Raw genomic sequence first — 13,490 nt, forward strand, 5'->3', positions numbered from 1 at the left:
TTTTACATTAAATTTTCAATTATAAATCTAATTATTAAGAACGTATCTTTCAATAGCATTTCCTACTCCGTTTTCATCATTTGTGTCGGTTATAACATCTGCACTTTTCTTTGCTATTTCCACTCCATTTTTCATTGCAACAGACAATCCCGAAAATCTAAACATGGATATATCATTTTCATTATCTCCTATTGCCACAACTTCTTCTTTTTTTACTCCTAAGATATTGCATAATTCTCTGAGAGCGGTCCCTTTGGACACTCCTTCATTCATAACTTCAAAATTGTTATACCAAGAACTTGCAATTTCAATTCCGTTTAATCGAGATATTTTTTCTCTGAAAGACATTAATTTATCTTTATCATCCTCAATAAAAGTAATTTTAAATATATCGATATTTTTATTTCTTATAACTTCAACAGGATTATCGACTACTTCAATATTTATTTTATCTTTACCTTGCAGGCTTTGATTATTCTCATAATATTTTAAAGTTGCCTTAGTCATACCCGTTGAAAAGAAAGTATTCTCATTATAAAAATGGTAATACATGCCTTCCTCTTTCCCAACCTCAAATACTTTTTCACCAATCTCAGTGGGAATGGGATTTTTATATAGGACCTGTGAACCATCCTGATTTGATACATATCCGCCGTTGCAAGATATAATCGGAGTATCTATCCCCAAACCTTTGGCATAATGCAGTCCCGAAGTAAATATTCTTCCTGTAGCAAGAACTATTTTTATTCCTCTTTTTTCGGCTTTTCTTATAACATCTTTATTTTTTTCAGATATCCGTTCCTTACTGTTTAAAAGAGTCCCATCCATGTCTATTGCAATTACCTTATACCTCATTGATATACCTCCTTAATAATTTTGAACAAATAAAGTATAGCATAAAATTAGTAAAAATTTAAACCAAATCTTAAATAATAATTAAATGAAAATGATTTCCTAATAAAAATAAATCAATTCATAAGAACTAAAAGGTATCAACCGGGTATCTTAATAAAATCTTCTATACTATTTAATATGATGAGTCCATCTTTTTTCATCTGAAACAGAAGTTTTTCTCCCTCTTCTTTTTCCGTCCAGTCCATTCTCTTATAGCCTTTGGACTTTTGTATTAAATATACTTTTTTACCCATTTTTAATCCTTCATAGGCGCTCTGAAGATTCTTTAAATTTCCTCTTCCATAAGGCACATCACTTAATATTACTATTTCAGATTCTTCTATGGATTTCATATTCTTTTCAAAAGCAATTTCTCCTATTTCATTAAAAGGCTGCTCTTCTATCACTTTTATTGATAACCTCTTTGCCAGCTTCCAATCACTGTCTCCTATATTTATAACTCCCAAAGTAATATCAAAATTCGCTTCTTCCAATTTGCTTAATATTTCTCCTCCCGTTCCTCCGCCAGCTATTACATGAATCTTTTTCTTTCTAATTTTCTCTTCAGCCTTATTTAATTGAAGAGGTACTATATAAATGCTGTCAGTATAAGGGTTTTCTTCAACTATTGAATTTAAATTATAGGCTTTTTTTATGTTTTCTCTGGTTATGACGTTCTTTGGAACTCCTTGAGATAATATTTTCCCTTTGTCCATAAGTATTATATCATCGCTGTATCTTAAAGCCAAATTAATATCATGGATTACCAATACAACAGTAGTTCCTTTATTTTTATTAAAATCTTTTAAAAGAGAAAGTATTTCTATTTGATGGTTTATATCCAAATGACTTGTAGGTTCGTCCAAAAATATTATTTCCGATTCTTGAGCCAGTGTTCTTGCAATAATTACTCTTTGTCTTTCCCCTCCGCTTATTTTGTTTATACTTCTGTCTCTCAATTCAAATATATTAGTTAGTTTCAAACATTCATTGACGATTTCCAAATCATTTTCCTTTTCATTTTGAAATCTGCTGATATAAGGATATCTGCCCATAAGAACTACATCAAACACGGAAAAATCATAAGGAATATATGTATTCTGAGGAACAAGGGATATCTTCCTTGATAATTCCTTTGTCTTGTATTCCCTTATGTTCTTCCCATCCAACAATACCTTCCCACTATCAGGCTTATATATATTGCACAGATTGTTAATGAGAGTGCTTTTCCCACAGCCGTTGGGTCCGATTATACTTACAAACTTCCCCTTTTCTATATTAAAGGATACGTTATTTAATACTTTTTTATTTTCCATATATCCAAATTCTAAGTTGTTAACTTCCAAAACATAAGTCATTTCTTTCACTCCTGAAATCTATACGGTTTTTTTCCTTTTTCTCAATAAGTAAATAAAAAACGGCCCTCCAAACATAGCGGTTATAATTCCTACAGGTATTTCAGTAGGAGAAATTACAGTTCTCGCTACCGTATCTGCAAATATCATAAACATTCCTCCTACAAGAGCCGAGCTGGGCAGAAGTATTCTATGATCCGGACCTACAATGAGCCTTACAATATGAGGAATTATAAGCCCTACAAATCCTATTATACCACATACTGAGACTACCGAAGATGTTATAAAAGCACATATAACAAGTATATAAATTTTGGTTTTCTCAACTTCCACCCCCAAACTTTGAGCTGCCTCTTCTCCCGTAAGTATTATATTTAAATCTTTTGCAAAAAAAGTAAGAATAATCATAAATATTATAACCGGAGGAGAAGTTTTTAAAAATGGTTCCCAACCCTTGCCGGAAAAGCTCCCTAAAGTCCAAAATATAATTTTGGACATATCCTTGGAATTTATCACCATTATAAAAGACATAACAGCCGTAAAAAATTGTCCTACTGCAACACCCGAAAGCAGAAGGTTATCTACCGGTATTTTATTTTTAACTCGTGAAATAAAATAAACCAAAAAAGCCGCGGCAATCGCTCCTATAAATGCTCCAATGGAGACAGAAGACATTCCCAGCAAACTAAAATCAATCTTCGCCACTATGGTTATAGCGGCTCCCAGAGCCGCCCCTGAAGATATTCCTATGATATAGGGATCCGCCATGGGATTTTTAAATATTCCCTGAAACGCCGCTCCCGATATTGAAAGGGCTGCCCCCACGATAACTCCCAAAAGTACTCTGGGGAGCCTTATATTGAGAATAATAATTTTGGAAGAATCAGATATATCCGATGTATCTATATTATCACCCAATACAGGAATTTCTGATAAAATTATCCTCACAGTATCTACAACTTTAATATTTGCACTTCCCATTGTGGAAAAAACAGCAATTAAAAGAATAAGTAATATAAACATTAATAATATAATTTTCCCGTAATTCTTTCTATTCATCTTAAGTCTCATAATATACCTGCTTTATTTATTATTTGAAAAGTTCCGGATGTATTGATTTTGCTATTAATTCAAGGGCATCTATTATTCTCGGACCAGGTCTTGAAACTATATCCGGATCTAAAAGATAAATTCTGTCATTTTTAACTGCATTTATATCCTCATACCCAGGTCTTTTCCTAATGGAATCAGTGGTTTTTTCTTTACTGTCCTTTGAAACCAAATACACATCAGGGTTTCTTTCAACAAGTTGCTCTAAATCAAATTGAGGATATCCTTCCGCTGCGTCTCCCGCGATATTTTTCCCCCCAGCCAAGTTTATCAGTTCGTCCATAAATGAACCCGGACCTGCAGCCATCAAAGGGTCATACCATATTTCATAAAAGGTACTTATTTTTTTCGCATTTTTAACCTTTTCCACTACAGCATCTTTTCTTTTTTCCATCGAAGATACAATCTCCTTGGCTTTTTCTTCAGTATTTGTTATTTTACCTATATCAACAATAGTATCCTCAATTTGCGATACGTTTTCCGGTTCATAGGACACTAAAGCTATTTTAGCTTCTCTCATCTTATTATTGGTTTCCTCATTTCCTTGTCCGTACTGTATTACCAAATCAGGTTCCAAACTAATAATTTTTTCAAGGTTTATATTTTGGTAAGAACCAACTTTTTCTTTAGATAAAGCTTCTTTAGGATAATTACAAAAATCTGTAACTCCGGCTATTTTTTCTCCTAATCCCAATGCAAAAAGAATTTCCGTATGGCTTGGAGCTAAAGACACAATTCTTTTGGGCTCTTTTTCGATTGTAACTTTATTTCCAAACTGGTCTGTTATATCTAAAGGATAATTAACTTCCTTGTTAGTTTTCTCTTCACTTTCCGAGTTGCCTTTTTCATTTTCGGCATCTTGTTTTGTACAGCCCGTTCCAAAGGAAAATATCAATACTATCGTCATAAAAATCAAAAACAACGATTTAATGCCGTTCTTCTTCATAATCTATTCCTCCTATTTAAAAAAATTATCTTTTCATCTCCTTCCCGAAAATCACCGGTAGAATAATACTCTTAATCAAATAAAATTTTATCAAATTGAAAGGGCTAAATCAAGGATTCCTTGGTTAAAAATACTTTTTTATTAATGTTTTTATTAAATAATATTTTGATTTCATTTTTATTATCAATATAAATAAGAACAGCTCTGGCATCTTTTTCTTTTATGGGATTTAAAAAAATATTGAAATCTTCTTTTTTATCAGCATACAGAAATGATAAATAATGATTTTCTTCTAAAAATTGCGTTGAAATTTTGGAATCTTCCATATTAGCAGCTATATCTGCCCTATTGATATTTGAAGAAATGAGAACATATATACACTCCATCTTCTCAGTCGGTATTTCGGCTGCTCTTCTTTTTCCAAGAATATCGGATATATAATCTCTTGACCCACAGAGGATATCCCCATGGTCTCCTTTAATTTCTATCTTTTCCCCACAAAAAGCAGAAGAACTGTTTAAAGTTACGGTTCCGTCTCCCAAATTTGTAACCAATGCAAATTCAGGTTTTCCATCAGTCCATTCATTTTTGTATTTGTCATATTCTACAGTTAAATATTTGCTTGTCCTTTTTCCAATGCCCGATATCAGATAAGTTTCAAAGTTTTTAAGTCTTTCTTTTGAAAGATCGTTTAAAAAAACATTTTGACTGTTCATATTCCTTACAGGAATGAATTTATCCTTTTCCTGACCTTTCAGTATCAAATAATTCCCATACTCATTGCTTGGAAGCAAATCCCTTACTCCCGGAAAGGTCTCCCTTAGCAAATTCACATAATCCATTTTCTTAAAAATCTTAAAGTATATTCCAAGTCCTGCTTTAAATCCTTTATACAAGAGGTTTTCTTCCAAATCAAAGTAAGGAATCTTACCTCCTCCCCAAAAATAATAAGATTTAACAACACCTGAATTAGGCGTTCCGATCATTATAATTTTATCTACATCATTTCTATATCTTTTCCCTTGAATATATGCTCTCGCTACCAGCCCTCCCATACTATGGCAAATTAAATTTACCTTCTTGCTGCTGGAGATCCTCTTGGCTTTTTCAATGGTCGGAATTAAATATTTTTCACTTGAGAATTCACATGTATTCTTCCAATCATAAAAAGCTATAAACAGGCTCTGATTTTCTATATATCCCATGCTTAAAAGGGTTTTTATAAAGGGAACATATATCTTTGAAGCCAATCCAAAGGAGAACTCTCCTGTTCCCCTTATAACATCGTTTCCCATAGAACCAAAAAGTCCCGGTATAAATATTAAAGGATTATCCATATACACTCCTCCATTAATTTTTATTACCAGGATATTCTTTTTAACTATGGTTTAGAATAATATTTTTTAAATCTGATTTTCATTCATTATCAGTTGTATTTGCTTTTTGGGCTCTTCCTTCCCTTACCAGATTCCATTGATCCCTCGCCATTTCTTCAATAACAGGATTTTTATTGTTTCTGCAAACGGTAAATACCGTATTGAACCAATTCAATGCCTTTTCATTTTCTCCAAGCCTTCTTGACAATTCTCCTATTAAATATGATAAAGTTACCTCATCATAGCCGTTCTCCCTTAAATCTTCCTTATAATAAGATTCTTCAAATAGATCTCTTCCGTATCTTAGAAATCTTTTCTCTTCATTATCAATTCCCTGTATTCTATACAGCCAGCCTATTCTTAAGCAAATATTTCCCAATTCAACTTTACTCTTCTTTATAATTTCTCCGCAATATAAAGCTAATTTATAAATATTTACCGCATCTTCGAAAGATCTTTCTGGTTTCAGATCTCTTTTGTGCCATTTAGGAGTTACATTTCTCAATATAATACTCTTCCCGGAAGGCTTTATTTTATCAAATCTCTTCTCCATAGCAGCATATCCGCAAAACGGACATAAAAACACTTCATATTTTAAGGGATGTTCTTCTCCCTTATAATAATTTAAAAAATCCTCGTCTCTTTTCACAAGTTTTAGTTTAGATGTTTTAACTTTAGTCGTCATAAATTCTTTATTGCATACGGGACATTTAACTTTTTTTTCGTATATCATTGTTTTGTCAACCAATTAATTATATTCCTCCTAATTTATTAATCATTTGTACAAATCCGTGAAGTTTATTGATCCTCCGGTATTTCTTCTTCTATATGAGAACTGTCCAAACTTTCTTCCTCTGTAAAGGTATTGGATGCATCTTCCTTCTGTGGGTTTACTTTGTATATATAATTTTTAGGTGTATAGAAATCTGAAGTAATAAGCTCTTTTTTTGTTACTTCCCCATTTTTTGAAACAACTTTATAGGTTTTCACCTTGTACCCGTTTCTACCTTTTTGAACCAGCTGTTTAGTCCCCGGTTTTAATGAAGTATCAACAACCGTCTCTTCTTGAGCCTGAACTTTTTCAACCGGATCTGAAACTAAATCAATATCATAGTCTTTAACATTTCTATCTCCATAAATATATACATATACTCTGCTGCCGGAAACTCTCGTATAAATATATATGGGAAAATCAAATTCATTCTGAAATTTCAAATCCAAATATCCATATGAAACCGCCGCATCATGGCCGTAATTTACATAGGTCGCCGGTATGGAATGATGATGCCTTTCCATTATATTTATATCGGCACGGACCAAAGCATTATAAAGGGTTGTAGACATCTGGCACACTCCGCCTCCCACTCCGGGAGTAAACTCTCCCGATACTATGACATTTGCCTCCTTATATCCGAATTTTTTGTCCCTCGGGCCTGTAATATTATTAAAAGAAACGGATTCTTTAGGCATAATCACTTTATTATTTATTGATTTGGCAGATATAGTAATATTCTCGATTCTATCCCTGCTGCTCCCCTTGAAAGAAGTGGAGAATTCCCCGATAACACCGTTTATCCTTGACAGAAGAGCTTTGGTCTTCGTCGGAACTGATTGTTCAACATCAATGGTTATTTCCTTTAAATCATTCATATTGTTTTCAATATCTTTAATCAGTTTTTCCGTATTTACTTTTCTTCCTGTTGTTTCTTCCGTAATTGAAAAATTTTTTCCGTTAAAAGAAATATCGGCATCTTTTCCTTCCATATCTATAGCCTGAGCAATTCCTTCAACTGTTTTTTTTATCTTCTGGGGATTATATGTCCATTGAAGCTCTATTTCTGCACCATGTTTTTTAGTATCATATATATCCCTAATTCTTTTTAAAACAGAACCGCTCCTTCCAATATTGTGTCCTTCTTCCACTCCCTTTTTATAATCATAATTAAATTCCAAATCTTTCAACATGATTTTATACGTCTTATTTTCATATCTCAGAGTCATATTTTTTTCTTCTATTTGTTTTTCCAACTTGTCCTGAAGAAATTTTAAGGCTTGTTCCTCATTCATATTTCCTACGTCATAGTTGTTAATCTTTACCCCTTCATATATTGTTTTAGTATTCAACTTAGAATATAAAACAAAAAATTCTATTCCAAATATTATAACTATAATTCCAAGTATAATCAAAAGCATGTTTTTTATTTTTGTTTTTTCCATGACAAACCTCCATCTTTTCTATATTGCTTTTACTAAAATTATGATATGTATTAAAAGGAAAAAACAGAAGATAAAATTTATTTCTCCCAGTATAATTCAATATGATCTCCATCTTTTAATCTTTCCATATATTCGGGAGTTTTATTATTTAATTTCAAGATTAATCTTCCCTGGGGGTTTTTCAAATCAAAATCTATATAATCAAAAATATCAACAAAAACAAACTCACTTTTATTATATTCAAACTCTTCTTTCTTGCCATTGATATTTAGATATATCTTTTTATGTGAAGAATTTTTGTCTTTATCGTCCAAATTAAAATCTTTCGTCAAAATTACGTCATTATCTTTCAGTAAATAATTTTCATCAGCTTTTTCTCCATTGACATAAAGCTCTAAATTTGAATCCGTTAAATTCATATACTGAATCAAATCTCTTAGATATCCTATTTCTTTATATTCAATTTTATCCTCATCTTTTATTTTAATATTTTCTTTGATTGGTATATCATTAACTTTTACATCAGAAATCAAACTTATCTCCCTTTTATTTAAAGTTACCATTCTTCCCATTGGAATACAATCAAAAAGATATACTTCTTTTTTCTTGCCCTTCATACTTTTGGTAATATTTATTTCATCATTATTTCTAAGAACCGTATTCAAATTTGCAATTTTATCATTTACATATATAATCGAAGGAACGCCGGCTTCTCCTTTAATAACTTTCTTGTTTCCATTTACATAAAAAGAAGTTTCTTCTCCCATATAGGGAATTAAATCTCTGGGATCAAAATTAACGAGAATAAGTACATCAGAAACCTTTATATTTTCCGTATTAAAAATTCTTATTTCTTCCCTATTCAAATAAACTTTTAAGAAATTCTGGTTTGTATTATTTATTCCTTCCATTGCAATTCCTATTGGAGTAATAATGTCAGGCCCTTTCAATCTTCCTGTTAATCCTTCAACATTATCTATAGAGTCCGCATTTTTAACAACTACTCTTTCCTTGGGAATATTTAAATATCCGCTGATACTCTCCTTCAAATTAGGGAGCTGACTGCTTCCCCCAATAAGGAACACCGCACTTGGGGCTTTCCCGTTATATTCAAGTATCTTTTCACTTATTTCTTTTGCCAAATAATTTATAGTATCTGATATGGAACCGATTATTTCCTCCGTTGAAATCTTATGGGTAACGCCTACAACATCAGAGAATTCATGCTTGTCTTTCTTGTTAAGTTCAATTTTCAGTTTTTCTCCTGAATTGAAATCTAAAAGATAAGTCTTGCATAAACCCTCGGTTATCTCGTCTCCGGCTATGGGAATCATGGCATAAGCTATTATCTTGCCGTCTCTTGTTATGGCAATATCGGATGTTCCCGCTCCAATATCCACAAGAGCTAAATTTAAAAGCCTTAAACTCTCGGCTATAGCAACATTAATAGCTGCAATTGGCTCCAAGGTTATATTTTCAACTTCCAGCCCCGCCTTGATTACTACTGAATAGAGGCTGTCCACCACTATTTGAGGAAGAAAAGTAGCAAGAATTTCAGCACCCATAGTGCTCCCCTTATGTCCCTCCAACTTTTCCATATAAACACCATCTAAGTAATAACTCATTACACTATATCCCACACAATAATATTTTAATTTTTCTCTGCTTTTCTCCTTGTCTATATATTCCTGAGCCCTCTGAATACTTTCCAGTTCCAACGCTCCAACCATATTTTTATCTATTTCCATTGTAGCATCAATATCTTTATCCAATCTTACTTTTTGAGATATCAATGACCTTCCCGCAGCAGCTATAGAGGCTTTTTTTAGCTGAATCCCCAATTTGCTTTCCAAATCCTTTTTAATTTCAGTAACAATTTTAGTTACCCCTTCAATATCATGGATTTGTCCGTCATACATATTTCTTCTGTTATGTTCCATAATGGAATTTGCGAGTATGGTAAATTTACCATTTTCCGTTATTTTTCCTACTATACCTATAACAGTTCTTGTTCCTATGTCCAAAGAAAATATTAAATCATTCATCCCTTTATCAAAAGTTAGCATTGAAAACAATCCTTTCTTTTTTATAATTTCTCTATAGCGAACATTCTCATGTGAAATTATTCTCTGATATTATCTTTGTAATAAAGGCAGTATTCATTTATAGGACAGATTTCACAAGAAGGCTTTCTCGATTTACATATTCTTCTGCCATGAAAAATGAGAAGATGGTGTGCCTTAGACCACATTTTCTTATCTATATTATTCATCAACTGCATTTCCGTCTCGTATACATCGTTGCTATCCGCCAGGCCTATTCTGTTTGATACTCTAAAAACATGAGTATCCACAGCTATAGCATCCTTTTTGTAAGCATTTGAAATAACCACGTTAGCTGTTTTTCTTCCGACTCCGGGCAGTTTCATCAATTCATCTCTGTCATCAGGCACCTGCCCATTATATTGTTCTTCTAACATCTTACATGTACCTAAAATATTTTTGCTTTTATTCTTATAAAATCCGCAGCTTTTTATCTTTTCCCCAAGCTCTTCTTCAGAAAGAGATAAAAAATCTTTAGGGCATTTATATTCTTGAAACAATTTTTCTGTAACTTTGTTTACCTGTTTATCCGTACATTGAGCTGAAAGAATTGTTGAAATAAGCATCTCAAAAGGATTTGAAAAATTTAGTTCGGATTTTGCTTCAGGATATGTGTTTTCTAAAATATTCAACACAGTCTTTATTTCTTTATCTGTCAATTTTTTATTCATATTTATCACCTACAATATTTCAATATTATAATCAATAATTTCCATTCTGCTATCTCCATCTATAAATTTTATTATATTGGAAACCATTTGATTAGCATGATTTGTATTATTCGTAACACAAGCAAAGCCTATTATTGAGACCTGCCAGCTATCGTTTAAATCTAATTCGGCAATTGATACATTAAATCTGGATTGAATTTTCCCTATTATGCTTTTAATAACATGCCTTTTATCCTTTAAGGAGTTCGATTCAAATATTTGTAACTTTAAGGTACAAGCACCTATAACCATTTTTGCCTCCTCACATATGTTTATTACTCTATATATTATAATTATATATTAGACTATTTATGAAAAAAATAAAAGAGGGGATTTCCCCTCTTTTTAATTACCCAATTATATGCATTTTATTCCCGACTTTTTCAAAGGCATCTACCGCCCTATCAAGCTGCTCTTTAGTATGAGCGGCCGTTACCATACATCTTACTCTTCCGGTTCCCCTCGGAACTGTAGGAAATACTATTCCTGATACAAATACTCCGTTATTAAATAATTCCCTGCTAAACTCCATTGTCTTCGATTCTTCTCCTATTATTACAGGAGTAATCGGAGTTTGGCTATGGCCTGTATTAAATCCTAATTTTCCGAGTTTTGCTTTGAAGTATTTGGCATTATCCCACAATCTATCTGTATATTCGGTAGATTCCATAAGCATTTTAATGGCTTCAATGATAGCACCTACTGCTGCGGGAGGGAGAGATGTACTGAACAATACAGGTCTTGCCCTATGATTTAGCCATTCATACATAGTATTGCTTCCTGCTACATAACCTCCCAATACTCCTATAGCCTTAGACAAAGTTCCTATAGAAAAGTCAATTCTTCCATGAAGTCCAAAATGATCAACCGTTCCTCTTCCGCTTTCTCCCAATACTCCGGAACCATGAGCATCATCCACATAAGTCATTGCCTCATATTTTTCAGCTAATTCTACTATCTCCGGAAGTTTAGCAATATCACCATCCATGCTGAATACTCCATCAGTGATAATAAGTATATTCCTGTATTTATCCCTATTGGTTTTAAGTACCTCTTCCAAGCTGTCCATATCCGAATGTTTAAAAATAGTTTTTTTAGCTTTGCTCAATCTTGAACCGTCAATAATGGAAGCATGATTTAACTCATCGGAAACAATTAAATCTCCTTCTTCGGTTATGGCTTGAATAGTTCCTGCATTACAATTAAATCCGGACTGATAAACAAATGCTGCTTCTTCCCTCTTAAATTCAGCAAGAATTTTTTCAAGTTCTTCATGAATATCCATGTTTCCTATAATAGTCCTTACGGCTCCGGTTCCTGCTCCATATTTTTCAACAGCCTCAATAGCTGCTTTTTTAAGCCTTGGATGATTTGCAAACCCCAAATAATTGTTGGAAGAAAGATTAATAACTTTTTTTCCGTTAAGCATTACTTCCGCATCACTTGGGCCTTGAAGTACCGGTAATTTTCTATAAACACCTTGATCCTTAAGTTGTTGAATCTTTTCCTTTAAAAATTTAAGTTCATGAACATTTTCCATCTTTTTTCCTCCTTAAAATAAAAAGGTTTTCAATACTCTAAAAACAGTATATCACAAACTCTCATATTTTTTAATAAATATCATATTTTAAAATATCTTAATAATTTTTCTATTTCATCAATATCAATTCTATCCTTTATGCCATCGCCAATAATTTCTTTTCCTAATTTCTTATCTATATTTAGCAGACTCCAATATATATATTTTCTAAGATTAAAATCGATATTATTTAAAGACAAAAGCTCTTTCAAGAAAGAAACATTTTCTCCTTTTTTCATATTCCCCAAGGCTATAATTGCATTTCTCCTCAAAGTATTTCTTCCTACCCAGCTTCCCGCCATATTCCCGTATTCATTTTTAAATTCCCTATTGGATATCTTAAAAAGTTCTTTTATATCTATATAACCCTTTGTCCTTAAAGGCAGGAATTCCTTATTAGAACTTTCCTCCGCATATTTATTTTTAGGACATACCAATTGACAAACGTCGCATCCGTATACGTTGATCCCCATTTTCTTTCTCTGCTCATAAGGAATATCTCCTTTGGTCTGAGTAAGATAGGATATGCATTTCTTAGGATTTAACCTATATGGAGCTTCCAATGCCCCTGTAGGACAAGCTTTTAAACACAGATTACATTCTCCGCAGTTATATCCTTCAATTATTCCATCTTCTTCAATATCCAAGTCAGTCAGAATATATCCTAAAAAAATAAAGGAACCAAATTTTTCATTGATAATGGTACAATTTTTCCCGTAATATCCTAAACCGGATTTTTTAGCAATTTCTCTGTCTACAAGAGGACCCGTATCTGCAAAATAAGAATAATTAAATTTTACTTTTTTCTCCATTTCTTCAATAAGTTTTTTCATCTTATTATTTAAAACTTTATGATAATCCAATCCCCATGAGCATCTGGAAAGCTTTCCCTTTAAATCAGTATTTAAATTTTCATTATATTTTATATTATATGAGAGAGCAATGGCTATAATACTTTTACAATCGAGAAGTATAATTTTAGGGTTTATCCTTCTCTCTATATCTTTTTCTTCAAATTCCGTCGAATATCCTAAATTTTTTCTTTCCATAATAAAATCCTTAATATCAACTAAAGGACTGCTATCCGTAAATCTTATCATATCAATATTAAGTTCTTTTGATTTATCCATTATATATTTTTTTATATTCATATCCATTCCTCTCTAAATTTTCTTAATAATATTATAACATAAACATATAT

General features: G+C 32.2%; 12 protein-coding genes. All 12 read right to left on the reverse strand.

Translation table 11 applies throughout. The features are described 5' to 3' along the window. Positions 1–27 precede the first annotated feature (27 nt). Positions 28–855, reverse strand: coding sequence for a Cof-type HAD-IIB family hydrolase (locus tag EQM13_RS13090; RefSeq protein WP_071139991.1), 828 nt, complete (start codon positions 853–855; stop codon positions 28–30). A 137-nt stretch (positions 856–992) separates the two neighbouring features. Continuing rightward, positions 993–2,252, reverse strand: coding sequence for an ABC transporter ATP-binding protein (locus EQM13_RS13095; protein WP_071139990.1), 1,260 nt, complete (start codon positions 2,250–2,252; stop codon positions 993–995). Between the two features lie 18 nt (positions 2,253–2,270). Next, positions 2,271–3,320: a FecCD family ABC transporter permease gene (locus EQM13_RS13100; RefSeq protein ID WP_206172701.1), complete on the reverse strand. Its 1,050-nt coding sequence runs from the start codon at positions 3,318–3,320 to the stop codon at positions 2,271–2,273. 19 nt (positions 3,321–3,339) lie between these two features. After that, complete coding sequence (locus tag EQM13_RS13105; protein ID WP_128752935.1) at positions 3,340–4,305, reverse strand: ABC transporter substrate-binding protein; 966 nt, start codon at positions 4,303–4,305, stop codon at positions 3,340–3,342. Between the two features lie 104 nt (positions 4,306–4,409). Further along, positions 4,410–5,642, reverse strand: a complete 1,233-nt coding sequence (locus EQM13_RS13110; RefSeq protein ID WP_128752936.1) for an esterase/lipase family protein — start codon at positions 5,640–5,642, stop codon at positions 4,410–4,412. A 79-nt stretch (positions 5,643–5,721) separates the two neighbouring features. Further along, on the reverse strand, positions 5,722–6,429 hold the full coding sequence (locus tag EQM13_RS13115; protein WP_240662933.1) for a DUF2225 domain-containing protein: 708 nt from the start codon (positions 6,427–6,429) through the stop codon (positions 5,722–5,724). Between the two features lie 50 nt (positions 6,430–6,479). Next, positions 6,480–7,898: a VanW family protein gene (locus EQM13_RS13120; RefSeq protein WP_128752937.1), complete on the reverse strand. Its 1,419-nt coding sequence runs from the start codon at positions 7,896–7,898 to the stop codon at positions 6,480–6,482. A 77-nt stretch (positions 7,899–7,975) separates the two neighbouring features. After that, positions 7,976–9,943 (reverse strand): cell division protein FtsA, encoded by a 1,968-nt coding sequence (locus EQM13_RS13125; protein WP_240662934.1) that lies wholly within the window; start codon positions 9,941–9,943, stop codon positions 7,976–7,978. 77 nt (positions 9,944–10,020) lie between these two features. Then, positions 10,021–10,671, reverse strand: coding sequence for an endonuclease III (gene nth, locus EQM13_RS13130; protein ID WP_071139984.1), 651 nt, complete (start codon positions 10,669–10,671; stop codon positions 10,021–10,023). Positions 10,672–10,680: 9 nt separating this feature from the next. Next, the gene (locus EQM13_RS13135) at positions 10,681–10,962 is read right to left on the reverse strand and encodes a DUF503 domain-containing protein (RefSeq protein WP_071139983.1); all 282 of its coding nucleotides are present in this window, start codon (positions 10,960–10,962) and stop codon (positions 10,681–10,683) included. 97 nt (positions 10,963–11,059) lie between these two features. After that, entirely contained in the window at positions 11,060–12,250 is a 1,191-nt protein-coding gene (locus EQM13_RS13140; RefSeq protein WP_071139982.1) for a glycine C-acetyltransferase, read from the reverse strand. Between the two features lie 80 nt (positions 12,251–12,330). Continuing rightward, positions 12,331–13,440: a tRNA epoxyqueuosine(34) reductase QueG gene (gene queG / locus EQM13_RS13145; RefSeq protein ID WP_128752938.1), complete on the reverse strand. Its 1,110-nt coding sequence runs from the start codon at positions 13,438–13,440 to the stop codon at positions 12,331–12,333. Between the last annotated feature and the right edge of the window lie 50 nt (positions 13,441–13,490).

Source organism: Acidilutibacter cellobiosedens, from assembly GCF_004103715.1.
Classification (GTDB): domain Bacteria; phylum Bacillota; class Clostridia; order Tissierellales; family Acidilutibacteraceae; genus Acidilutibacter; species Acidilutibacter cellobiosedens.